A 22,242-nucleotide genomic window follows, 5' to 3' on the forward strand; every position below is an offset into this window, starting at 1 on the left:
CACCCCGACGCCGGCCGCGGCGAGCGGCGCCGCGGCCGGCGTCGAGGACGCCAGGCAGGCGGTCGAGGACGAGCGCGACGGCACGAATCCCGCGCACCGGGGCGGAGCGATCCCATGGGCGGCATCGGCAGCATGCGCCGGACGGTCCGTCCGGCGACCGCCGCGAGACGCTCCGTCCCGCACGCCCCTCCCGGGCATGCCCGCAGGTCAGCCCGGCGTGGCGGACCGCGGCCGCCCCGATAAGTGGTCGGAGTCCCGCCGATCCTTTGCTATTGTTGTCCCTGTCGCCGCGGGAAACCGGGGCCGACCACCGGTCCGGGTGGCGGAATGGCAGACGCGCTAGCTTGAGGTGCTAGTGCCCTTTATCGGGCGTGGGGGTTCAAGTCCCCCCTCGGACACCAGCAGGAACCCCAGTTCACCTGGGGTTTTTTGCGTTTCCGGGCGGCGGCGCGGCCGGCCGGGTGAGGTGCCGGCTCATGTACCCAGAACCACCAGGCCCGTCGGGCGGATCAGGCTGCCCGGGGTCACCGACGTGAAGGTGTGGGGGAGGGACAGGCACGGGGCGGAGCCGTCCGGGGCGGCCTCGAAGAGGTAGGCGGCCGCCGCCGTGGTGTCACTGACCAGGTGCGGGCCCCGCGCCGCCGCCGCGGCCTCGGCGAGCGGGGTACGGAAGAGCAGCCGCAGCTGGCGCAGGGTCTCCGGGGTGACGGGCGCCCGCATCGGCCGCGTGTCGCGTCGGCCGGCCGCGGGGCCCGGTTCGACGTCGGGGGAGGCCGCGGCGTCCGGGGGGATCGCACCGGTCAGGAGCAGGGCGAGGAGGACCGGTACGGCCTTGCGCCGCAGCGCTTCGGTGGCCGGGCGCAGCCGGTGGGCGTGCGCCGCGGGCAGCGACAGCGCGAGGCTTCCCGCGGCTCCCCCCGTGGCGATGGGTACGGCCGAGCAGACGACCCCCGGCGCGTACTCAAGCAGGTCGAAGACCGGCGCGCCCGGAGCCACCGCGTCGAGCGCCGTGAACAGCGCCCGGCTGTCGGTGATGGTCTGCGGAGTGAGCCGGGCGGGCCGGTGCCGGGCCACGTGGTCGGCGCGGCGGTCGTGGTCGAGTTGCGTCAGCAGGCACTTGCCGACCGCGCTGGCGTGCGCGGCGTCCCGGAAGTCGACCCACTCGCGTACCGGCGGCGTCGCCGGTCCGGCCGCCATCTGCGTGATGTGCACCTCGCCCGCCGCGTACCGGCTGAGGTACACCGCGGCGCCCGCGCTGTCCCGGGCCAGGGCCAGGGTGCGCTGGAGCTGCCCGGCCAGGCCGTGGCCGTCGGGGGCGGCGAGCCGGTCCAGGGCCGGGCCGCGCCCGTACACCCCCACCCCCGGCCGGTCCGCGTACTCCTCCTCGCACAGCATCGCCAGGACCGGGCGCAGTTCCGCCTCCGCGAGGCCCGACTCCCGTGCCAGTTGGCCGAACTGCACCCCGAGCGGACGGCGCTCCAGGACGCGTACGACGGCCAGCGCGCGCCGGGCCTCCGCGAGTGCCTCGGTGGTGCCGCCCTGGACGACGGTCCTGCGGGCCGCAGCCGTCAGCGCGGGGTGGCGCAGCGGCCCGGCGGCCGGCCGGGCCGCCGCCACCGGTGCGGCGACCGTGACGGGCGGCGGGAGGAACGCACTCAGCACCCCCGACAGCCCGGCCCTCGGCAGTGGCACCGGCCCGAGGTCGGGGTCCTCCAACTGGTAGACGTAGCGCAGGACGGCGGCCTGCGCGCACAGCCGGATCTCGCGCAGGTCCCGCCGGCCGCCCGGTCGGAAGCCGCGGCGGCCCAGCTCGCGCGCCCAGTGCCGGGCGTCGTGGTGCTCCCCGCGCCGGGAATGGTCGAGGAAGAGGCAGTAGGCGGCCGCGGCGGCCCGCGCGCTGCCGGAGGCCGCGGCGAACTGCCACCAGAAACGGGCGCCTTCGCGCATTCCGGCGAGGTACAGCAGGCAGCCGAAGACGAAGGCGCCGGCCAGGTCGGTGCGTGTGCCGCCGAAGGAGTCCAGGTGCGCGCCGGCGTCCGGGGCGCACACGGAGTCCAGGCAGATCGCCTTGAGGTCGCGCCGGGCCCGCTCGGCGTCGAGCGGGCGGTCCCGGACCGGGTCGCTCCAGCCGTGGGCCGACCGGCGCCGGGCACGGTGCGGGACGGCCGGGTGGGGTGTGGCGCGCAGCAGCCGGGCCTCGGCCGCGCCGAGGTCGTAGTGGCGATAGCGGTCGCGGACGCCCGCCCGGGCGAGGAACTCGGCCAGCGAGCGGGGCGCCGGGTCGCCGTCCGGCCGGTCCCGGCGCCTCATGGCTCGGCCGATTCGGTCGGTTCCGCCGGGTCGGCGGAGACGTCGAGCAGCCGGGCGAGGCGGCGGTGGGCCTGGCCGAGGTGGGAGCGGACCGTGGCCTCGTCGACGCCCATCACGGAGGCCGCCTCACCGGGGGTGCACTGGAGGCCGTAGCGCAGGAGTACGGCGTCGCGCTGGCGCTCGGCGAGCCGGGAGACGGCGGAGTAGAAGCGGATGGTGTCGGTCAGCACCTCGTACTGGTCGGCGTGCGCCTCCTTCAGAGCCGCCTCGAAGGCGCTGATGTCCATCGGCTCCGGCTCCTGCTGCCGGGGGCGGGGTAGGTGCTGGCGGTCGACCAGGCAGTGCTTGAGGACGGTCCACGCGTAGGCGTCCAGGCGGTCCATGTGGAGCATCCGGAGCCAGTCGCCCATGATCGAGTCGAAGGTGGCGTCCACCGCCGCCTCGGCCGCCTCGTCCGAGCCCAGCTGAAGGTACGCGAAGCGCATGTACGCGGGGCGCCGGTTGGCGTGGAAGGCCCAGTACGACAGGCGGGCCGTCGGGTCCCACTGGCTCATGGGCGTCGGCCGCCGACGCCGGCTCGGCAGTCCCACCGCCCCACCGGGCTCCTCCGGTCCGCCATCGCTCACCGCTTCACCTCATCCCCTGGTGCGCAGAACAGGAAAGCAGCACGGGCGCACTCGGGGGGCGCGGAGAAGAAACCTGGGAAGCAATGCGTCGCAGATGATCGAACCGTGATCGTTGTCGATCGCACGAGGCTCCAGCCAGCACGAATGCATATGCCGCCTGCCGGTGCCGCCGTATCACCGATCGGTCCTCCGGTCAGGCGCGCCACCGTCCCGCTGTACCATGGGCCCGATCGCGAGGGCCGTGACGGAGAGGTCACAGTCCTCGCTTTTGCTTTGCGTCCACCCGGAAAACGCGGCGCGTGGCGTTTCGGCGGTTCGATACGATGACCGCACTCACAGTCCGTGACGCCACGTCGCACCGCACAGAGGAAATGGAGCATCCGAGGATGGCTCGACACCTGATCACCAGCGCGCTTCCCTACATCAACGGGATCAAGCACCTGGGCAACATGGTCGGGTCGATGCTTCCCGCGGATGTGTACTCCCGGTACCTCCGCCAGCGCGGCCACGACGTCCTCTACATCTGCGCCACCGACGAGCACGGCACCCCCGCCGAGCTCGCCGCCAAGGAGAACGGCCTCCCGGTCGCCGAGTTCTGCGCCCAGGCCCACGACGCCCAGAAGGCGGTCTACGACGGCTTCGAGCTGTCCTTCGACTACTTCGGCCGCAGCTCCTCGCCGCAGAACGCCGAGATCACCCAGCACTTCGCGCGCAAGCTCCAGGAGAACGGCTTCATCGAGGAGCGCGCGATCCGGCAGGTCTACTCGCCCGCCGACGGCCGCTTCCTGCCGGACCGCTACGTCGAGGGCACCTGCCCGCACTGTGGCTACGACAAGGCACGCGGCGACCAGTGCGAGAACTGCACCCGGGTGCTGGACCCGACGGACCTGATCGAGCCGCGCTCGGCCATCTCCGGATCCACCGAGCTGGAGGTCCGCGAGACCAAGCACCTCTTCCTCCTGCAGTCCAAGCTCCAGCACGAGGTCGAGGCCTGGGTCGCCGAGCACGAAGAGGAGTGGCCGCAGCTGGCCTCCTCGATCGCCCGCAAGTGGCTGACCGAGGGCCTGCACGACCGGGCCATCACCCGTGACCTCGACTGGGGAGTCCCGGTACCGGCCGACACCTGGCCCGACCTGGCGGCCGAGGGCAAGGTCTTCTACGTCTGGTTCGACGCCCCGATCGAGTACATCGCCTCCACCAAGGAGTGGGCCGACGCCGACCCGGCCAACCGCGACTACAGGGCCTGGTGGTACGAGGCCGACGACGTCCGCTACACCCAGTTCATGGCGAAGGACAACGTCCCGTTCCACACGGTCATGTTCCCCGCCACGGAGCTGGGCACCCGCGAGCCCTGGAAGAAGGTCGACTACGTCAAGGCCTTCAACTGGCTGACGTACTACGGCGGCAAGTTCTCCACCTCGCAGAAGCGCGGCGTCTTCACCGACCAGGCGCTGGAGATCCTCCCGGCCGACTTCTGGCGCTACTTCCTGATCGCCAACGCGCCCGAGTCGGACGACTCGTCCTTCACCTGGGAGCACTTCGCGGCCACGGTCAACAAGGACCTCGGCGGCACCCTCGGCAACTTCGTCAACCGCGTGCTGACCTTCTCCCGCAAGAAGTTCGGCGACGAGGTCCCGGCCGGCAGCCCCGCGGGCGAGGCCGAGGCGAAGCTGGGCGAGCAGATCGCCGAGCTCCTGGCCGAGTACGAGGGCCACATGGAGACCCTCCAGTACCGCAAGGCCGCCGCCGCGCTGCGCGCCCTGTGGTCCGCCGGCAACGCCTACCTCGACGAGAAGGCCCCTTGGCTGGAGGTCAAGACCGACCTCGACGCCGCGGCGCTCACCCTGCGCACCGCGATGAACCTCATCCACCTGTACTCGGTGGTCTCCGAGCCGTTCATCCCGGCCTCGGCGCGCGCCATGCGCTCGGCGTTCGCGCTCGCGGACGACACCGCGACGTGGGTGACCCCGGAGCAGGCCAAGGCCCTGGACGCGGTCCCGGCGGGCACCCCGTTCACCGTGCCGCCGGTGCTCTTCGCCCGGATCACCGAGGAGGACCTGGAGTCCTACCGCGAGCGATTCGGCGGCACTGAGGCGGGCTGACGCAGGGGCGGCCGGAAGCCGTCCGAACCGAACGGAGGGGCGCGACCACAGGGTCGCGCCCCTCCGGCGTACCCGGGCGTCCTTCCGTAACCGGGCCCGGCGCCCGGTTTCCGACGGGGCAGGGGACCGCTACCCGGCCCGCGGACGTCCGGTGCCGGCGGCTTCGATCTCCACCGGTCCGCCGCGTGTCGAAGCAGGGACGTGATCGTTTCTTCAGACGTAACCCTCATGTCTGCTGCGGAACAGGGAGGACGCGCGGTGACCGCTTGGCAGTACTTCGCCGGTGCGGGTCTGGTGGCGGCGCTCTGTCCGCTCCACGGCCACGTGGCGGTCGCGGGCGACGGCCACGGCCGCGGGGCGCGCGTCGACCTGTGCGTGCCCGGCGGTCGGCCCGGGCGCCCCGTCGCCCCGCCGTCCGCCGGGCCTGGGGTGCGGGTCGCCGTGCCCGGCCTCGGCGGGCCGACGGTGCGCCACCCCGGGCGGCTCCCCGAGCCGGAGCGGTCGACGGCGCCGCCGCCCGTGCCCGCGGATCCGCCGGCCGCCGTGGAGGCCGCCGGGCCGCCTGCTGCGCCGCCGCCCGCACCCCGTGTCCCGGAGGAGCGCGGGCCGGTCCCGGCCGGGGCGCCGGCTCCGCCGCGGCCCCGGGCTGCCGCCGCGCGGGTGAGTGCCTTCCACGTGCGTCCGTACCGTGCGGTCGCCCTGGAGCGTCGCACTCCGGGCGGGATGTCCACCGTGACGTTGATGGTCGTGGTGACGACCCCCGCCGTGCTCGCGGCCGCCGCCCTGCGCCCGCGCTCCAAGGGCCGCGGCTGACTCCGCAGCCCGCCCCCCGATCCGTCCACCGATCCACACCGGGAGAATCCACGTGTCCGAATGGCTGGTCCTGGCCATCGCCATGGTGCTCGTCTGCGCCCTCGTCCTCGCCTTCACGGCGATCCGGCACCGCCGGGCCGCCGCCGACGAGGACACCAGCGAAACCCCCGACGTCATCGAGTACATGACGATGATGGTGGGCGTGGTGTACGCGATCGTGCTCGGCCTGGCCATCGCCGGCGTATGGGAGGCGCGCGGCGCCGCCGAGGACAGCGTGCGCCGGGAGGCGCAGGCGCTGTACGAGGTCACCCAGCGCACCGATGTCTACCCGGCCGCGGTCCGCGACCGGATCCGGGGGGAGGTGGACGCGTACGTCGCCCACACCGTCGCCGTGGACTGGCCGCTGCTGACCGCGGGCGAGAGCGCGTCCGCCGAGGGCGGCGAGCTGCTCGGCAAGCTCCGTACCTCCGTCACCCACCAGAGTCCGGCCACCGAGTTGCAGGCCCAGGCCTACCAGCCGCTGCTGGACCACATCGCGGCCGCCGACGAGGCCCGCCACTCGCGGACGCAGAACTCCGAGTCGACGCTGCCGGGTGTGGTGTGGTTCGGGCTGCTGGTCGGCGGCGTGGTCACCGTCGGCCTGATCTTCACTCTGCAGATCCGGCGTTCCGGGCGCGAGCTGCTGCTGGCGGGCCTGTTCAGTGCGCTGATCGTGTTTCTGCTGTTCATGGTGTGGAGCTTCGACGCGCCGTACGGACGGGAGGGGATCGACTCGGCGGGGCCGTTCCAGGAGCTGTTCCCGAGGACGGCGGTGGCCGCGGCCCGCTGAGCGGGGCGGTGGCCGGGAGGGTGGCCGGGAGGGTGGCCGCACCACCGCCCGACCGGTCGGTAGCGGTCAGAGGCCCGGCAGCGGTCAGACGGCCACCTGCCGCCGGACCGCCTGCACGACCGGCGAGCGCCGCAGGGCGTCGGAGATTCGCAGCAGGTCGCGGGGTCCGTCGGAAGCGTCGGGCAGGGTCTCCTCGTCCTCGCCGAGGATCTGCCCCTCGGGGTCCGCGGCGCGGGCCCGTACCGCGGCCGCGACCATGGCGGCGTCGCCGACGGCCCGGGCGGTCTCCTCGTCGGCTCCCCCGGCGAGGGCGCTGCCATAGGCGTCGTCGCGCAGCCCCTTGTCGAAGTAGGGGCCGAGGTGCAGGAACCCGTCGTGGATGTCGGACTCCCTTTGGATCACGCGCAGTTCCGCCGCGGACCACCAGGCCATCTGCACGGAGGGCGTTCCGGCGGGGGCGGAGATCTGCACCTCCTGCCACAGTGCGCCGAGTCGCCGGTAGGTGGCCCAGGTCTGCCAGTGGTCCGAGAGTCGCTGGCAGACCAGCGGGACCACGAAGCCCATCGCGCTGATCAGCGCGCCCAGCGAGGCGAGCGGCGGGGCCACGTAGGTGCTCAGGCCGTCCAGGTCGTTGCCGAGCCAGCGGGCGACCACGGCCGTCATCTTCGTGGCGTCGTAGCCGAGGTTGAAGATGTAGCCGACGACGATGATCATCAGTCCGACTCGCAGCCAGCCGCGGACCTGCAGCGACCAGCGCCAGCACAGGACCACCATCACCACCGCCGCCACGTGGTGCGCCAGCAGGTAGAGGGCGATCATGTGGCCGACGTAGGGCGTGTTCGCGTAGTAGGTGTCGAAGTCCCGCAGGCGCTCCGCGGGGGTCTCGCCGAGGGAGAACAACACGATCAGGGCCACGATCACGATGCTGTAGCCGAGGATCCAGCGGCGCGAGACGGCCCTGGTCCGGTCGGGAGGCCCGCCCCGCCAGTTGACCATCAGCACCAGGCAGGAGGCGCTGAAGGCGGTGATCAGGCAGTAGACCAGCGGGGCGGAGAAGTTGGCCACCCCGGTCCAGCGGTTGACCGCCGCGATGGTGGGCGGAGCGGCGAAGGCGAACACGGCCCCGGCCAGGGCCAGTAGGGCGACGACCGAGCGCAGGAGCGGGTCGCGCCAGTTGTGCCGCAGGGCCGGCAGCTTGAAGGCGAGTGAGATCGCCATCGCTGCTGCCGGTATGTAGTAGTCCTCACCGGTCAACGGTCGTTCCTCAGTCCCCGGTATCCCAGAGAGGCCTCGATCCGGCCCGCCAGGTCGTCGCGCTTGGCGGGAGTCCGGTGGCCCGCCGACCCGACGAGCCAGTTCCTGCAGCGGCTGCCCAGCAGTAAACCGAAGGTCTCGGCCTCGGTCTCCTCCTGGACGTCGGCGCGCGTACGCGCGGCGACCCTGCGGACCGTCTCGCCGATGTCGGCCTCGTCGGACAACAGCCGGGCGGCGACGGCGGCTCCGTCGACATGGTGGCTGCAGTGGCCGGCCTTCATGTGCCACAGCTCGTGTCCCAGGATGACCAGTTGGTGGTCGGGGGCGGTGCGTTCCTCGATGACCACGAGATCGCGGTCCGCCATGTCGAGCCATAGACCGCTGGCCGTCCGGGGCGGGAACGAAGCCATCCGGAAGTCGACCCGGCGGCCGCGGTGTCTGCTCATGCCCTCACAGAGGGCAGCGTAGAGGTCCACGGGCTCCACGGGGGCGGTCAGCCGGATGCCGGCCACCAGCTCCCCGCACAACCGCCGCTGCTCTCTGCCTATGCTCACCGTTCTCCCCGTCGGCGCGGATCCGGATCAGGACTCAAGGATCAGACCCAGACTTTCGACTGGGTCAGGATTCGTTCGGTTTGACGCTTTCGAGGAGCATGTCCAGCCATTCGGTCACCTTGTCCCGATGCTTGTCGCTGGGCAGTTGGGCGGCGCGCCAGGCGATCCCCCGTACGCCGTGGTTCTGCAGGAGTCTTGCCAGCGGATCGCCCGCCGAAGCGGCTCCGGCCGGTACGGTTTCCCGCGCGCGCCCCGCGTAGTCCTGGAGCAACTGCTGTTCGGTCCGCTGGAGCGCGTCGGTGAGGGCGTCGGCGTCGTGGGCCGTGAGGAACCCGGCGTGCACCCCGAAGAAGCGCTGGATCGCGTCGCAGTGCTCCATGGTGGGGCGGCGGTCGCCGTTGATGAGGGCGCCCGCCTGCTGCCGCGACATCCCGGCGCCGTCGGCGATCTCCTGCTGCGTGTAGCGGCGGCCGTTGGGCTTGACGCGGGTGCGCCGGAGCAGGTCGAGACGCTGGAGGAAGCGGGCCTGGAGGTCGGGTTCGCCGGCCGGCCTGCCGTCGAGCAGGGTCTTCACCACATCCGTGGGTACGCCCGAAGCCTCCGAGAGGCGTCGCAGGTCGAAGACCTGGCTGAGGTCGCGGCCCATCTTGCCCGCGAGTTCGGCCACGCGGGCGATGGTCGCGGCCAGGGGTGCGTCGGCCACCGCGACGGGAGCCGGGAAGCCGTCTGTCACCAGTGGTTCTCCTAGATCGCGCGAAGTCGGTACGGCACATGGTCGGCTTCTGGAATCTAGCCGCTCTCGACCCGAAGGGCTAGAACGTGCCACAGCTGTGGCGGGAATGAGCTGTCAAGAGGCTGGAATTGCCACAATAGTTGACACTCGAATGAAGTCGGTAGCAGGATCGCCACACGGAAATGAAGATCCAGACCGGAGGAGGGGGAGCTCTCAGTGCCACATCTCGCAGCGGTGGGCCCGTCCGATGGCCTCGCCCGAGCCGGTGAAGAACGCCTGGCCGGCGAGGAGTCCGCACGCGGCGCCGTGCGGTCGGAGCGACGCAAGGAGATTTTGCGCCAGCGTCGTGAAGAGCTTGGGCTGAGCCAGGAGGACCTTGCCGCCCGGCTCCGCATCAGCGTGCGCGCGTACGGTAACTGGGAACGCGGCCTGGTCAAGGAGTGGACGGACCGCAAGCTCCTTGCACTGGCCGAAGCACTGGAGATGAGCGAGCGCCAGTGCTTCTGGCTCTTCCGCGTCATGGTCGACCGAGACCCGCCGCCCACGTGGCGCGCCTCCGACGAGAACCGGCTCCCCGAGGACCCCGCGCAGCGCGACTACCTGTGCGACTATGCGGCGTTGATGGAAGCCGTGCCCTACCCGAGCTTCCTCGTGGACCACCGGTGGGACGTCGCCCTCACCAATTCGGCCTTCGACCACCTCTTCCAGTCCGTACGGCCGCACCCGACCGCACTGCCGGACGACAACTTCCTGCGCTTCGTGCTGTTCCACCCGGACGCCGCGGCCGTGCTGGAGGACCACGAACCCGCCTGGTGCGTACCGCTGCTCGCACAGTTCGCGGCGGCACTGGCCGAAGCCCCGGAGGACGAGGGGCTGTGCAGCATCCGCCAGGAGGTGGCGCGTGATCCGTTCATGGAAGCGGCCTACCGCTACGGCGTCCCCCACTGGCTGAGCAAGCGCGGGCCGGAGGCCGCCGAGCAGGACGGGGCGGTGCGCACCGTGCGTCACCCCGATCCCCGATGGGGCCTGGTGCGCTGCCGAATGGTGGCCGAGACCAGCCGCATGCTCGACGAGATGGGCTTCACCAGGATCACCCTGATCCTGTCCGGGCCGCAGGGGGTGCCGGTGGGCCCCGTGCAGGGGGGCGCGGCCGTCCCGCGCCCGCAGGGCGCCAGGCTGCGCGCCGTGCCGTCACCGGTGGAGTGACCGACGGAGGCAGACTGGTGCGCGCCGGTGCCCGCCCAAGGGCCCGCGCCACCGATCGCGCCACCGATCGTGTCATCGATCGTGGCACAGGCGGTGGCGGGAGCCCTGAGGGTGGTACGGCTTACGGGTGCCGTCAGCTGTACGGCACCCCGCACCGGCATCCGGACCGGCGGCCGTAGCGGCATCTGCACTGGTGAAGGGCGGTAGGGACGTGCGGCTGACGATCCTCGGCGGAGGCGGCTTCCGGGTACCGCTGGTCTACGGGGCGCTGCTCGGGGACCACGCCGAGGGGCGGGTGTCCCATGTGACGCTGTACGACGAGGACCCCGCACGGCTCGCCGCCGTGGCGCGCGTCCTCGAAGACCTGGCCGCTGCCGCCGCGGTGCCCGACGCCCCGGCCGTCACGGCCACCCGGGACCTCGACGAGGCCCTGCGCGGGGCCGACTTCGTCTTCTCCGCCATCCGCGTCGGCGGTCTCGAAGGGCGTGCCGCGGACGAGCGCGTCGCCCTGGCCGAAGGCGTCCTCGGCCAGGAGACGGTGGGTGCGGGCGGTGTCGCGTACGGACTGAGGACCGTTCCGGTGGTCCGGGAGATCGCCCGCAGGATCGCCCGCTCGGCGCCCGAGGCATGGGTCATCAACTTCACCAACCCGGCGGGCCTGGTCACCGAGGCCATGGCCGAGGAGCTCGGCGAGCGGGTGATCGGCATCTGCGACTCGCCCGTGGGCCTCGGACGGCGCATCGCCCGGCTGCTGGGGGCCCGGCCGCAGGACGCCTGGATCGACTACGTCGGCCTCAACCACCTGGGCTGGGTCCGCGGGCTGCGCATCGGCGGCCGTGACGAACTGCCCAGGCTGCTGGCCGACACCGAGGCGCTTGAGTCCTTCGAGGAAGGCCGCCTCTTCGGCGCCGAGTGGCTGCGCTCGCTCGGCGCGATTCCCAACGAGTACCTGCACTATTACTACTTCAACCGTGACACCGTACGGGCGTACCGGGAGGCGCGGCAGACCCGCGGGGCCTTCCTGCGCGACCAGCAGCGCGGCTTCTACACCGAGGCGGGCCGGGCCGGGCTGCCGGCCGGAGCGGCCCTGGCCGCCTGGGAGCGGACCCGGGCCGAACGCGAGGCCACCTACATGGCCGAGAACCGCGAGGCGGCCGGGGCGGGCGAGCGCGACGAGAGCGACCTGGAGTCCGGGGGCTACGAGAAGGTCGCCCTCGCGCTGATGCGGGCCATCGCCCGGGACGAGCGGGCCACGCTGATCCTCAACGTTCGCAACGGCTCGACGCTCTCCGTCCTGGACGCCGGGGCGGTCATCGAGGTGCCCTGCCTGGTCGACGCGAACGGAGCCCACCCCCTGGGCGTCGAGCAGCTGCCGCTGCACGCGGTCGGGCTGGTGACGGCGGTCAAGGCGGCGGAGCGGGAGATCCTGGCGGCGGCGGCGAGCGGTGCCCGGGCGGACGCCGTGAAGGCCTTCGCGCTCCATCCCCTGGTCGACTCCGTGGCGGTGGCCCGGCGGCTGTTGGACGGCTACGCGGCGGCCCATCCGGGCCTGGCCCACCTGCGCTGACCTGCCGCGCCCGGCCCGGGGCCGGGAGTGCGTCGGGCCGTGCGGGCTTCCCTCCGACGGCCCAGTGCCGCATGCGGCGCGGTGGGCGGGCTGTGAGAGTGCGAGATGTGACCACTGCCCCCGCCGCGTCCGCGGCGCCCCCCGTGCTCGACCGGCGGCGGCGCAACGTCGTCTTCGGCACGATCATGCTGGGCGTGCTGCTGGCGGCTCTCGACCAGACGATCGTCGGAACCGCCCTGCCCACGATCGTGGGGGACCTGGGCGGCGGGGACCACATGTCGTGGGTGGTGACCTCCTACCTGCTCGCCGAGACCGTGGCGACGGTCCTCGTGGGCAAGTTCGGCGACCTCTTCGGCCGGAAGCTGATCTTCCAGGTCTCTGCCATCGTCTTCATCAGCGGCTCCTTCCTGTGCGGCCTGTCCAGCAACATGACGTTCCTGATCGTGTGGCGCGGGGTCCAGGGGGTCGGCGCCGGAGGCCTGATGGTCACCGCGATGGCACTGATCGCCGATGTCGTACCCCTGCGCGAACGCGGCAAGTACCAGGGCGCGATCGGCGCCGTCTTCGGCGTCGCCACCGTGATCGGGCCGCTGCTCGGCGGCTTCTTCACCGACCAGCTGACCTGGCGGTGGTGCTTCTACGTCAACGTCCCGATCGCCATCATGGTGGTCATCGCGGCCGCCAGAACGATTCCGGCGGTACGTGCCTCGGGCAGGCCGGTCATCGACTACCTCGGCATCGCCCTGGTGGCGATCGGCGCCAGCGCACTGATCCTGGCCACCAGCTGGGGCGGCAACGAGTACCCCTGGACCTCGCCCGTCATCATCGGCCTGTTCGCCGGCGGCGCGGTCGCCCTGGCGCTGTTCTGCCTGGCCGAGACGCGCGCCGCCGAGCCGACCATCCCGATGCGGCTCTTCCGCAACCCGGTCTTCGCCGTGTGCTCCGTGCTGAGCTTCGTCGTCGGCTTCGCGATGCTCGGCGCGATGACATTCCTCCCGACCTACCTGCAGTACGTCGACGGGGACTCGGCCACGATCTCGGGCGTGCGGACCCTGCCCATGGTCTTCGGGCTGCTGCTCGCCTCGGTCTTCAGCGGCAACGTCGTCAGCAAGACCGGCCAGTACCGGATCTTCCCGATCGTCGGCAACGCCGTCATGGGCGTCGGCCTGTACCTGCTGTCGCGGATGCATCCGGGGACCGACACCCTGCTGGAGTCGCTCTACATGTTCGTCCTCGGCGTCGGCATCGGCCTGTCCATGCAGGTGTTGACGATCGCCGTGCAGAACACCGTCGACTACGCCGACCTCGGCACGGCCACCTCGGGGGTCACCTTCTTCCGTACGCTCGGCAGCGCCTTCGGGACGGCGGTCTTCGGAACGATCTACGCCAACCACCTGGGCCCCGCCCTGGAGGAGGCGGTCGCGGACGCGGTTCGGGCGACCGGGAACGATCCGGCGGAGCTGGCCCGGGCCGTCTCGACCCCGCAGGGGGTGCACCAGCTCGATCCGGCCGCGGCGACTCCGGTCATCGAGGCCTACGCGGAAGCCCTGCACACCGTGTTCCTCTGGACCGTGCCGGTGGCGGTGTTCGGGTTCGTCGTGGCGCTCTTCCTCAAGCAGGTCAAGCTGCGCGACACCGCCCGCGCCGGGTCCACGGACATGGGCGACGGCTTCGGCTCGCCCGCCACGGCCTCGGGCGACTCGGCCAAGCTGCTGGAGCTGGCGGTCGGCAAAATCGTGCGGAACATGGGCTCGGACACGGCGCGGGCGATCGTCGAATCCTCCGACACCCGGCTGGACATCGCCGGCGTGTGGGCGGTGATGCAGGTGGAACTGATGACCCGGACGATCGGCTACGCCAGCATCGGCCTGATCGCCGGGCGGCGTTCGCTGCCCCCGGAGGTGCTGCTCCCGACGTTCGAACGGATGGTGCAGGAGGGCTTCCTCAGCCGCGAAGCCGCCTTCTTCAGCCTCACACCGGCCGGCCGCCGGGAGGCCGACGTCATCTCGGAAGCATGGGCCACGTGGCTCGGCGATCAGTTGGAGAAGGACCGGGGCCGACCGCGCAGTGCCGAACTGCGGGTCGCGGCGGACGCGATCGCGAAGCGGCTGCTGGCCGAGGACCTGGGCGAGGGGAACTTCGCCCCGAAGATGGTCGTGCGGCACCAGGCCCTGTCTGACAACTGATCAACCGCCTGGTTCGCGGAGCCAGAGGACCAGCGAGGCCAGGACGACTCCGGCGCGGTAGCGAGCGGCTCGATCCGCTCCCGCGCCGCGTCCGTCAACTCACCGCGACCTGCCACGACATCAATGATCGGAGTGCTCGTGGTCGGCATCACACACGGGGTCCGCCACGAACTGGCTCAGCCGATAGGTGGTCGGCTGCACCAGCCGGCCGCAGAGCACGTCGATCCGGATCATCGACTCGTCGATGCCCGACTCCCGAAGACGGCGCAGGTGTGCGCGCAACCCCGCCTCGTCCTGCGATTCGAAGATCAGTTCCCACTGCCCCGCGTCCGGCGCGGTGCGAGCAGCAAGCCGTTGCCTCTCAGCCGCTTGTCGCCGTTTCCTCTTTCGCTGCCCTGGCACCGGCCCAGGATCGCCGGCCGGTGTCGGAACGGCAAGGCAATGGAACCGAGCGTCACATCACCGCTCGGTGATCATTGGTCGGACAGGCTCTGGCGGATCCCATGGATCACGCCGGCCGGGCGGGGCTCCGGAGTGAGGGGCCCCGCGGCCGTCGGCGCCCTCAGATGCCCGGACCACGGACCGCCGTCGGATAGTCGTACGAGGGGACGTGCGGCAGTTCCGTGAGGTCCGGGCGCCAGGCGCGGAGCACCGCCGCCGAGGGCGCGTACAGCGCCGGAGGGATCTCGGCGGGCGCGAACCACTCCCAGCGGGCGATCTTGTGGGGCTCGGTGACGGCCGGAACGCCCTGCGCCGTGCGGGTGACGGCGGCCGCCGTCAGCCGGGTCAGACCGGACTTCGCGTCGATCTGGACGGACAGGACGCTTACCCCTTCGGGGTCCACCCTCAGGTCCGTCTCCTCGGCGAGCTCCCGGGCGGCGGCCTGCTCGAAGCCCTCTCCGGGGTCGACCTTGCCGCCGGGCAGCTCCCAGCGCCCGTCGTGGGCCTGGCCGAGCAGCACCCGGCCGTCCCGGCCGATGACGACGAGGCCGACGCCGACGACGGCATTGGGCTGGGGAACGGCCCGTTCGGGGCGTTCGGGGCGTGCGCCGGTGGTGCTCATGGACGTCCTTCCGGAGGAGTGGTGGGCCGGGCTCGGATGTGGATCCGCTCGCCCTGGGGGCCGAAGAGACTGAGGAACTCGGCAGGCTGCGGACCGGCGTTGCAGAAGGCGTGCGGCGTGCGCGTGTCGAACTCGGCGGCCTCTCCGGGTTCGAGCACGAGGTCGTGTTCGCCGAGCAGCAGCCGGATTCGGCCGGACAGCACGTACAGCCACTCGTAGCCCTCGTGCACCTTCAACTCGGGTACCGGCTGCGGACCCTCGACGGGCCGGAGAATCTGCTTGTAGGCGTGCACCCCGCCGAAGTTGCGGGTCAGCGGCACGTAGGTGTGGCCGTGCCGGACGAAGGGGCGCGGACGGATCCGGGGGTCGCCGGTCTCCGGCGCGCCGACCAGCTCGTCCAGGGCCACTCGGTGCGCCTTGGCCAGCGGGAGCAGTAGTTCCAGCGTCGGCCTGCGCTGCCCGGACTCCAGCCGCGAGAGCGTGGAGAGCGAGATGCCGGTGGTCTCGCTGAGCTGGGCCAGCGTGGTGCCGCGCTGTCGGCGCAGGGCACGCAGCCGGGGGCCCACGGCCGTGAGCACGTCGGCGAGTTCCTCGTCCTGCTTCTCGGGGGCCATGACTCCATTTGCTGCTTCGGCAAGAACATTTGTCAAACGGCGGATTCGGGCAGACCCTCGCAGACATGGACAACGCAAGGGAAGAATCGTTCGATGTCGTGGTGGTCGGTGGTGGTGCGGCCGGACTGGCCGGGGCGCTCACCCTGGTCCGGGCCCGCCGGTCGGTGCTGGTGATCGACTCCGGCAGTCCGCGCAACGCCCCGGCCGCTCACCTGCACGGCTACCTCGGCCTGGACGGGGAGAGCCCGGCGGAGCTGCTGGCCCGCGGACGCGCGGAGGTGGAGCGCTACGGGGGCCGGATCCGGCCGGGCGCCGCCGTAGCCGCGGACCGGCTGCCCGACGGGGGTTTCCTGGTGCGCTGCGCAGACGGCTCAACCGTGCGGGCGGGGCGGCTGCTGGTCGCCACGGGCCTGGTGGACGAGCTGCCGCCGGTACCGGGGCTCGGGGCGCGCTGGGGGCGGGACGTGCTGCACTGCCCGTACTGCCACGGCTGGGAGGTCGGGGACGAGCCGGTCGCGGTGCTGGCCGAAGGCCCGATGGCCGTGCACCAGGCGCAGATGTGGCGGCAGTGGACCGGGCGCACCACGCTGCTGGCGCACACCTGGCTGCCGGGGGAGGGGGAGCGCGAGCTGCTGGCGGCCCTCGGGATCCGGGTCGTGGCCGGCGAGGTGACCGGCCTGGTGGTCGAGGACGACCGGTTGGCCGCGGTGACCCTGGCCGACGGGACCGCCGTGGAGTGCCGGGCGCTGGTGGTGGCCCCGCGGTTCACCGCCCGTTCGGGGGTGTTGACGAGCCTGGGCCTGCCGACGACGGAGGTGACGCGGGACGGCCACGTGATCGGCCGTTGCGTCGAGTCCGACCCGGCCACCGGGGCCACCGCCCTCCGCGGGGTCTGGGCGGCGGGCAACGTGACCGCGCCGCTGGAGAAGCTCGCGGGGGCGGCTGCCCAGGGCGCGCAGGCGGCCGCGGCCATCAACGCCGACCTCATCGAGGCGGAGGCGCGGCGGGCCTTGGCGGCGTATCGCGCGGTCGCGGCGGCAGGTGCGGGTGCGGCGGCGGGTGCGGCCGGCGGTTCGCGCGCCTGACGGGGCCGGTGACGCCGGCGGGGACCGGATGACCGGATGACGGAGCTCCGGACAGGTGTGCGGGTTTCGGCCTGCCCCCGTACGCGCAGGCTCTCTGCGGTGTGATCGTCATATGGTCCGGAGGTCCAGAGGGTCAGGGGTCCAGCGGTCCAAGGCTTCGGGGGGACGTCCCATGGCACATGTGCTGGTCATCGGAGGAGGCGTCGGCGGGCTCGCCACCGCGCTGCTCGCGGCGCGGCGCGGGCACACGGCGGAGCTGTTCGAGCGCGACACCCGCGCTCCCGGTACCGCGCTCGACCGCGACTTCTTCGGGTGGCGGCGGCCGGCCGTACCGCAGGCGGCCCAGCCGCACGCGCTGCTGGGAGCCGCCCGCAACGTCCTGCGCGACGATCTGCCCGACGTCTACCAGGAGATGCTCCGGCTCGGCGCCTGCGAGCGGCACGAGCTGGACTGGTTCGACGTACGGCCGCCCGAGCTGCCCGGAGACGAGGATCTCGTCATGCTCCAGGCGCGGCGCATCGTCCTGGAGAGCGCACTGGCCACGGCGCTGCGCGCGGAGCCGGGAGTGGTCGTCCGCCACGGGGAGCCGGTCACCGGACTCACCACCGCGGCGCGTTCCGGGGCCGACCCGGCCGGCGCCGGCGGCGCGGCCGACGCGATCCGGGTGACGGGAGTGACCACCGAGGCGGGTGGGTACGACGCGGACCTGGTCGTGGACGCGGGTGGACGCCGCGGCGGCATCGAGCGCCGGCTCGGCGCGGTGGGCTGCCGCCCGCCCGTCGTGGAACGGCACCGCACGGGACTGGCGTACTTCTGCCGCTGGTACCGCTTGCCCGCGGGTACGGACGAGGGGCCGCGGAGGCCCTGGGCCGTGACCGGCGGAACCTTCGCCGGCTGCGCCGTCTTCCCGGCCGACAACCGGGTCTTCGCCGTGGCGCTGTTCGTGCACACCACGGACACCACGCGCTCGGCGCTGCGCGACCCCGCGGTGTTCGAGCGGGCGGCCCGCTCCTTCCCGCCCGGGGCGGCCTGGCTGACCCTCGGAGCCGAGCCGCTGTCGGGCGTACTGGCCACTGCGAGCCTGGACAACCGCTGGAGCGCTCTCGTGGACGAGCACGGTCCCGTCGTGACCGGGCTGGTGCCGGTCGGCGACTCGATCGCGCACACCAACCCGACCCTCGGCCAGGGCACCTCCCTCGCACTGTGGGCGGCGCGCAGGGTGGCCCGTACGGCGCACCGCGACCCGGGGTCGGACCACTACGCCGTGCACCATCACGCGTGGGCGGTGCGCACCCTGAAGCCGTGGTTCGACTTCCAGGTGGTCGCCGACGCGGCCGTCGGCGAGCGCTTCGCGACGCGGGCGGGGCGCACCGGAACGGCCCGGGAGGTGGCCGCGCTGTTCGACTGCGCGCTGGAGGACCCGACGGTGATGCGGGCCCGGGCGCGGGTCCGCCACCTGGCGGAGCCCCCGGAGCGCGCCTACGCGGACCCGGAGGTCCGGGCCCGGGTGGCGCGCTGGCTGGCGGCGCGGCCGGACTACGCGCCGCACGAGTTCGGGCCGGACCGGGAGGAGTGGGAGAAGCTCACGGCAGGGTGACGCGGGGGCCGTCGGCGGGGGCCCGGGGAGTCCGGCCGACGGGTGTCGCGCAGGCCCCGGCCTCAGCCGGCGGCGGGCCCGAGCACCTCGGCCAGGTCGTAGCCCACGACCTCCTCCAGCTGGGCGTAGGTGCAGCTTGCGGGGGTCCGGTCGAGCCGCCAGCGCCGGAACTGCGCGGTGTGCCGGAAGCGGTCTCCCTCCATGTGGTCGTAGCCGACCTCGATCACCCGTTCCGGGCGCAGCGGCACCCACGAGAGGTCTTTGCTGCCGGTCCACCGGCTCTGCGCGCCGGGCAGCCGGGCGCTCGCGTGGGCGGACTCGTCGGCCCACGCGGCCCACGGGTGACCGGACGGATCGGGCATCCGCAGCGGTTCGAGCTCTTCCACCAGCTCGGCCCGGCGCCTCATGGGAAAGGCGGCGCACACTCCCACGTGCTGGAGCGTGCCCTGCGTGTCGTGGAGGCCGAGCAGGAGCGATCCGACGATCGGACCGCTCTTGTGGAAACGGAAACCGGCGACGACGACGTCGGCGGTACGTTCGTGCTTGATCTTGTACATGAGGCGGGCATCGGGCCGGTAGGGGAGATCGAGCGGTTTGGCGATCACCCCGTCGAGCCCGGCGCCCTCGAACCGCTCGAACCAATCCCGCGCCAGCGCGGGATCGGTGGTGGCGGGCGCGAGGTGGACGGGGGGCCGGGCGGTGGAGAGGGACCTGACCAGAGCGGCACGGCGGTCGGTGAGCGGGGCGTCGAGGAGGGCCTCGTCGCCGAGGGCGAGCAGGTCGAAGGCGACGAAGCTGGCGGGGGTCCTCTCGGCCAGAAGGGCGACACGGGACTGCGCGGGATGGATCCGCTCGGTCAGCCGGTCGAAGTCCAGACGCCCCTCATGGACGATCACGATCTCTCCGTCCACCACGCAGCGACCGGGCAGATTCGCCTTCAGGGCCTCCACCAGCTCGGGAAAATACCTGGTCAGGGACTTGCCCGTGCGGCTTCCCACCTCGACTTCGTCACCGTCACGATGCACGACGGCCCGGAAGCCGTCCCACTTGGCCTCGTACTGCATGCCGGGCGGGATCTTCGCCACTGACTTGGCGAGCATCGGCTTGACCGGCGGCATCACTGGCAGATCCATGCCCCCGATTCTGCGGTGGTGCGTTCGGACCCGCCCGGTGTGCACCGGCGGTCCGCCCCGCCTACGGTGGCGCCCATGGGTGCTGCTGGCGATGCGATCGAGCTGGAAGCGGCCGGGCGGACGGTACGGCTGTCCCACCCGGACAAGGTCTACTTCCCGGAGCGCGGCCTCACCAAGCGGCACGTGGCCGAGTACTACCTGGCGGTCGCGGACGGCATCCTCCGGGCCCTCCGCGACCGGCCGACGACCCTGGAACGCTTTCCCGACGGGGTGGAGGGCGAGTCCTTCTTCCAGAAGCGGGCCCCGAAGAACCTCCCCGACTGGATCCCGACTGCCCGCATCGCCTTCCCGAGCGGCCGGTCGGCCGACGAGATCTGCCCGACCGAGCCGGCCGCCGTCCTGTGGGCGGCCAATCTGGGCTGCCTCACCTTCCATCCCTGGCCAGTACGTCGGGTGGACACCGACCGGCCCGACGAACTGCGCATCGACCTGGACCCTCAGCCGGGCACCGACTACCACCACGCCGTGGCCGCCGCCCACCAGCTGCGCGCCCTGCTGGAGGAGCTGGGCCTGCGCGGGTGGCCCAAGACCTCGGGCGGCCGGGGACTGCACGTCTTCGTCCCGATCGAGCCGCGCTGGACCTTCACCGAAGTCCGCCGGTGCGCCATCGCCCTCGGCCGGGAGCTGGAGCGCCGCATGCCGGGCGAGGTCACGACGGCCTGGTGGAAGGAGGAGCGGGGCGAGCGGATCTTCGTCGACTACAACCAGACGGCGCGGGACCGCACGATCGCCTCCGCCTACTCGGTCCGCCCCCGCCCGCACGCCCCGGTCTCGGCGCCGCTGCGCTGGGACGAGGTGGACGACGCCGAACCGCAGGACTTCGACATCGTGACGATGCCGGCCCGTTTCGCGGAACTGGGCGATGTGCACGCGGACATGGACGACCACGCCTTCGCCCTGGACGCCGTCCTGGAACTCGCGGCCAGGGACGAGCACGAACACGGTATGGGCGACCTGCCGTATCCCCCGGACCACCCCAAGATGCCGGGCGAACCCAAGCGCGTCCAACCCAGCCGCGCTCGCCACGCGGACTGAGCCCGAAGCGCTCTGTCAGTGCGGGGTGAGATGCTCTGCGGGGGCTGCGTACGTCGTGTTGATCAGGCGTATAGCGGACGTCCATCGGCGCTGACCAGTATCTGCGGCATGTCTACGAACACCTCTACGGCAGCCGCCGACACCGCCGCCTGGTACGAACTCGCCCTGTGCGCCCAGACCGGCCCGGGCTTCTTCTTCCCCGAGCCGGGCTCCTCACTGCGTGACGCGAAGCGGCTGTGCGGGGCGTGCGAGGGGCGGGCGGCGTGCCTGGAGTACGCCCTGGCCAACGACGAGCGCTTCGGCGTCTGGGGCGGCCTCTCTGAGGCGGAGCGCCTGGCGCTGCGCGCCCGCCGCCGCTGACCCGGTGCTGAACCGGTGCCCGCCTCGCCTGCCCGCGCCGCCCTCGACGCGACGACGGCGGACCCCGGCGGAGCGTGGCTCCGCCGGGGTCATCGGCGTCATGCGCCCGAGCGGGCGGAAGCCGGTCAGCCCTTGCGGGCCGCCACGCGGGCAGCGCGGGCGGCCAGCTTCTCGTCGAACTTCGTGGCCTCGGAGTTCAGGCCGTTCATGAACAGGCCGAGCTCGTCCTGGGCCTTCTGGCCCTCCGGGCCGAGGCCGGCAATGTCCATGACCTTGAGGAAGCGCAGGACCGGAGCCAGCACGTCGTCGTGGTGGATCCGCAGGTTGTAGACCCCGCCGATGGCCATCTGGGCGGCCATGCGCTCGAAGCCGGGCATGCCGTGTCCGGGCATCCGGAAGTTGACGACGACGTCCCGCACCGCCTGCATGGTCAGGTCCGGGGCGAGCTCGAAGGCCGCGCCCAGCAGGTTGCGGTAGAAGATCATGTGTAGGTTCTCGTCCTGCGCGATGCGCGCCAGCATGCGGTCGCAGACCGGGTCGCCGGACTGGTGGCCGGTGTTGCGGTGCGAGATGCGCGTGGCGAGCTCCTGGAAGGCCACGTAGGCGACCGAGTGCAGCATGGAGTGCCGGTTGTCGGATTCGAAGCCCTCCGACATGTGCTGCATGCGGAACGCTTCCAGCTTGTCCGGGTCCACGGCGCGCGAGGCCAGCAGGTAGTCGCGCATCACGATGCCGTGGCGGCCCTCCTCGGCCGTCCAGCGGTGCACCCAGGTGCCCCAGGCGCCGTTGCGGCCGAAGAGGGTCGCGATCTCGTGGTGGTAGCTGGGGAGGTTGTCCTCGGTCAGCAGGTTCACGACCAGCGCGATCTTGCCGATGTCGGTGACCTTGGACTGCTGCGGGTCCCAGGCCTCGCCGTCCTCGAAGAAGCCGGGGAAGTTCCGGCCGTCGCTCCAGGGGACGTACTCGTGGGGCATCCAGTCCTTGGTGACCTTCAGGTGGCGGTTGAGCTCCTTCTCGACCACCTCTTCCAGCGCGTACAGCAGCTTGGCGTCGGTCCACGCCTCCGAGCTGCCGAGGTGGGGAGAGGTGATCGTCACGGGTACTCCTGGGTGCAC

At 72.3% G+C, this 22,242-nt stretch carries 19 protein-coding genes, 1 tRNA gene and 1 pseudogene; 11 read left to right on the top strand and 10 right to left on the bottom strand.

Going from position 1 to position 22,242, the window contains the following annotated elements; genetic code table 11:
- Positions 1 to 313: 313 nt before the first annotated feature.
- Positions 314 to 401, top strand: a tRNA-Leu gene (locus ACFW2G_RS29895).
- A gap of 400 nt (positions 402 to 801) precedes the next feature.
- On the opposite strand, the pseudogene ACFW2G_RS29900 reads toward ACFW2G_RS29895, so the two are convergent.
- A pseudogene (locus ACFW2G_RS29900) lies at positions 802 to 1,500 on the bottom strand (IclR family transcriptional regulator C-terminal domain-containing protein); the annotation flags it as partial.
- 806 nt (positions 1,501 to 2,306) lie between these two features.
- A complete protein-coding gene (locus ACFW2G_RS29905) occupies positions 2,307 to 2,936 on the bottom strand; it encodes a sigma factor-like helix-turn-helix DNA-binding protein (RefSeq protein ID WP_384446751.1) in 630 nt (209 codons plus the stop codon).
- A gap of 386 nt (positions 2,937 to 3,322) precedes the next feature.
- On the opposite strand from ACFW2G_RS29905, the gene metG reads away from it, so the two are divergent.
- The 3 genes from metG to ACFW2G_RS29920 all read left to right on the top strand — a co-directional run bounded on the left by metG (position 3,323) and on the right by ACFW2G_RS29920 (position 6,680).
- A complete protein-coding gene (gene metG, locus ACFW2G_RS29910; RefSeq protein WP_037915916.1) occupies positions 3,323 to 5,038 on the top strand; it encodes a methionine--tRNA ligase in 1,716 nt (571 codons plus the stop codon).
- 258 nt (positions 5,039 to 5,296) lie between these two features.
- A complete protein-coding gene (locus ACFW2G_RS29915; RefSeq protein ID WP_384580891.1) occupies positions 5,297 to 5,851 on the top strand; it encodes a hypothetical protein in 555 nt (184 codons plus the stop codon).
- A gap of 52 nt (positions 5,852 to 5,903) precedes the next feature.
- A complete protein-coding gene (locus ACFW2G_RS29920; RefSeq protein ID WP_037915918.1) occupies positions 5,904 to 6,680 on the top strand; it encodes a DUF4239 domain-containing protein in 777 nt (258 codons plus the stop codon).
- A gap of 84 nt (positions 6,681 to 6,764) precedes the next feature.
- Here the strand turns inward: ACFW2G_RS29920 and ACFW2G_RS29925 are convergent, their stop codons facing one another.
- From ACFW2G_RS29925 to ACFW2G_RS29935, 3 genes are all read right to left on the bottom strand, one after another.
- On the bottom strand, positions 6,765 to 7,934 hold the full coding sequence (locus ACFW2G_RS29925; protein ID WP_384455159.1) for an MAB_1171c family putative transporter: 1,170 nt from the start codon (positions 7,932 to 7,934) through the stop codon (positions 6,765 to 6,767).
- Positions 7,931 to 8,488: a toxin-antitoxin system, toxin component gene (locus ACFW2G_RS29930; protein ID WP_172671252.1), complete on the bottom strand. Its 558-nt coding sequence runs from the start codon at positions 8,486 to 8,488 to the stop codon at positions 7,931 to 7,933. Before ACFW2G_RS29930 ends, ACFW2G_RS29925 begins: the two co-directional genes overlap by 4 nt.
- Positions 8,489 to 8,552: 64 nt before the next feature.
- A complete protein-coding gene (locus tag ACFW2G_RS29935; RefSeq protein WP_037915924.1) occupies positions 8,553 to 9,221 on the bottom strand; it encodes a helix-turn-helix transcriptional regulator in 669 nt (222 codons plus the stop codon).
- Positions 9,222 to 9,437: 216 nt separating this feature from the next.
- On the opposite strand from ACFW2G_RS29935, the gene ACFW2G_RS29940 reads away from it, so the two are divergent.
- The 3 genes from ACFW2G_RS29940 (at position 9,438) to ACFW2G_RS29950 (ending at position 14,180) form a co-directional block, all read left to right on the top strand.
- The gene (locus tag ACFW2G_RS29940) at positions 9,438 to 10,427 is read left to right on the top strand and encodes a helix-turn-helix domain-containing protein (RefSeq protein ID WP_384455165.1); all 990 of its coding nucleotides are present in this window, start codon (positions 9,438 to 9,440) and stop codon (positions 10,425 to 10,427) included.
- A gap of 211 nt (positions 10,428 to 10,638) precedes the next feature.
- Positions 10,639 to 11,994 (top strand): 6-phospho-beta-glucosidase, encoded by a 1,356-nt coding sequence (locus ACFW2G_RS29945; RefSeq protein ID WP_384580888.1) that lies wholly within the window; start codon positions 10,639 to 10,641, stop codon positions 11,992 to 11,994.
- Between the two features lie 71 nt (positions 11,995 to 12,065).
- Entirely contained in the window at positions 12,066 to 14,180 is a 2,115-nt protein-coding gene (locus tag ACFW2G_RS29950) for an MDR family MFS transporter (RefSeq protein WP_384580886.1), read from the top strand.
- A gap of 120 nt (positions 14,181 to 14,300) precedes the next feature.
- On the opposite strand, the gene ACFW2G_RS29955 is transcribed toward ACFW2G_RS29950, so the two are convergent.
- The 3 genes from ACFW2G_RS29955 to ACFW2G_RS29965 form a co-directional block, all read right to left on the bottom strand.
- Positions 14,301 to 14,582, bottom strand: a complete 282-nt coding sequence (locus ACFW2G_RS29955) for a hypothetical protein (RefSeq protein WP_384580884.1) — start codon at positions 14,580 to 14,582, stop codon at positions 14,301 to 14,303.
- Positions 14,583 to 14,742: 160 nt separating this feature from the next.
- Positions 14,743 to 15,243 (bottom strand): NUDIX hydrolase, encoded by a 501-nt coding sequence (locus tag ACFW2G_RS29960; RefSeq protein WP_037915934.1) that lies wholly within the window; start codon positions 15,241 to 15,243, stop codon positions 14,743 to 14,745.
- Positions 15,240 to 15,857 carry a helix-turn-helix domain-containing protein gene (locus tag ACFW2G_RS29965; protein ID WP_037915936.1) on the bottom strand — a complete coding sequence of 206 codons (618 nt, stop codon included), beginning with the start codon at positions 15,855 to 15,857 and terminating at the stop codon, positions 15,240 to 15,242. Before ACFW2G_RS29965 ends, ACFW2G_RS29960 begins: the two co-directional genes overlap by 4 nt.
- A 65-nt stretch (positions 15,858 to 15,922) precedes the next feature.
- Here ACFW2G_RS29965 and ACFW2G_RS29970 point away from each other — a divergent pair, with 65 nt between their 5' ends.
- Together ACFW2G_RS29970 and ACFW2G_RS29975 are read left to right on the top strand one after the other, a co-directional pair.
- The gene (locus tag ACFW2G_RS29970; RefSeq protein ID WP_384455177.1) at positions 15,923 to 16,942 is read left to right on the top strand and encodes an NAD(P)/FAD-dependent oxidoreductase; all 1,020 of its coding nucleotides are present in this window, start codon (positions 15,923 to 15,925) and stop codon (positions 16,940 to 16,942) included.
- Positions 16,943 to 17,114: 172 nt separating this feature from the next.
- A complete protein-coding gene (locus tag ACFW2G_RS29975; protein ID WP_384455179.1) occupies positions 17,115 to 18,539 on the top strand; it encodes an NAD(P)-binding protein in 1,425 nt (474 codons plus the stop codon).
- A gap of 62 nt (positions 18,540 to 18,601) precedes the next feature.
- Here the strand turns inward: ACFW2G_RS29975 and ACFW2G_RS29980 are convergent, their stop codons facing one another.
- Complete coding sequence (locus tag ACFW2G_RS29980; RefSeq protein ID WP_384580882.1) at positions 18,602 to 19,672, bottom strand: ATP-dependent DNA ligase; 1,071 nt, start codon at positions 19,670 to 19,672, stop codon at positions 18,602 to 18,604.
- A gap of 75 nt (positions 19,673 to 19,747) precedes the next feature.
- Here ACFW2G_RS29980 and ligD point away from each other — a divergent pair, with 75 nt between their 5' ends.
- Both ligD and ACFW2G_RS29990 read left to right on the top strand, forming a co-directional pair.
- Positions 19,748 to 20,767, top strand: a complete 1,020-nt coding sequence (ligD, locus tag ACFW2G_RS29985) for a non-homologous end-joining DNA ligase (RefSeq protein ID WP_037915946.1) — start codon at positions 19,748 to 19,750, stop codon at positions 20,765 to 20,767.
- A gap of 108 nt (positions 20,768 to 20,875) precedes the next feature.
- On the top strand, positions 20,876 to 21,127 hold the full coding sequence (locus tag ACFW2G_RS29990) for a WhiB family transcriptional regulator (RefSeq protein ID WP_037915948.1): 252 nt from the start codon (positions 20,876 to 20,878) through the stop codon (positions 21,125 to 21,127).
- A gap of 125 nt (positions 21,128 to 21,252) precedes the next feature.
- Here the strand turns inward: ACFW2G_RS29990 and ACFW2G_RS29995 are convergent, their stop codons facing one another.
- Positions 21,253 to 22,224 (bottom strand): acyl-ACP desaturase, encoded by a 972-nt coding sequence (locus ACFW2G_RS29995; RefSeq protein ID WP_384455186.1) that lies wholly within the window; start codon positions 22,222 to 22,224, stop codon positions 21,253 to 21,255.
- Positions 22,225 to 22,242: the final 18 nt, after the last annotated feature.

It is taken from the genome of Streptomyces sp. NPDC058880 (assembly GCF_042742535.1).
In the GTDB taxonomy this organism is placed as follows: Bacteria; Actinomycetota; Actinomycetes; order Streptomycetales; family Streptomycetaceae; genus Streptomyces.

Coding starts and splice junctions, on each gene's coding strand:
- ACFW2G_RS29990 (WP_037915948.1), top strand. CDS start 20,876: ATGTCTACGAACACCTCTACGGCAGCCGCCGACACCGCCGCCTGGTAC.
- ACFW2G_RS29965 (WP_037915936.1), bottom strand. CDS start 15,857: ATGGCCCCCGAGAAGCAGGACGAGGAACTCGCCGACGTGCTCACGGCC.
- ACFW2G_RS29970 (WP_384455177.1), top strand. CDS start 15,923: ATGGACAACGCAAGGGAAGAATCGTTCGATGTCGTGGTGGTCGGTGGT.
- metG (WP_037915916.1), top strand. CDS start 3,323: ATGGCTCGACACCTGATCACCAGCGCGCTTCCCTACATCAACGGGATC.
- ACFW2G_RS29980 (WP_384580882.1), bottom strand. CDS start 19,672: ATGGATCTGCCAGTGATGCCGCCGGTCAAGCCGATGCTCGCCAAGTCA.
- ACFW2G_RS29950 (WP_384580886.1), top strand. CDS start 12,066: ATGCGGCGCGGTGGGCGGGCTGTGAGAGTGCGAGATGTGACCACTGCC.
- ACFW2G_RS29975 (WP_384455179.1), top strand. CDS start 17,115: ATGGCACATGTGCTGGTCATCGGAGGAGGCGTCGGCGGGCTCGCCACC.
- ACFW2G_RS29960 (WP_037915934.1), bottom strand. CDS start 15,243: ATGAGCACCACCGGCGCACGCCCCGAACGCCCCGAACGGGCCGTTCCC.
- ligD (WP_037915946.1), top strand. CDS start 19,748: ATGGGTGCTGCTGGCGATGCGATCGAGCTGGAAGCGGCCGGGCGGACG.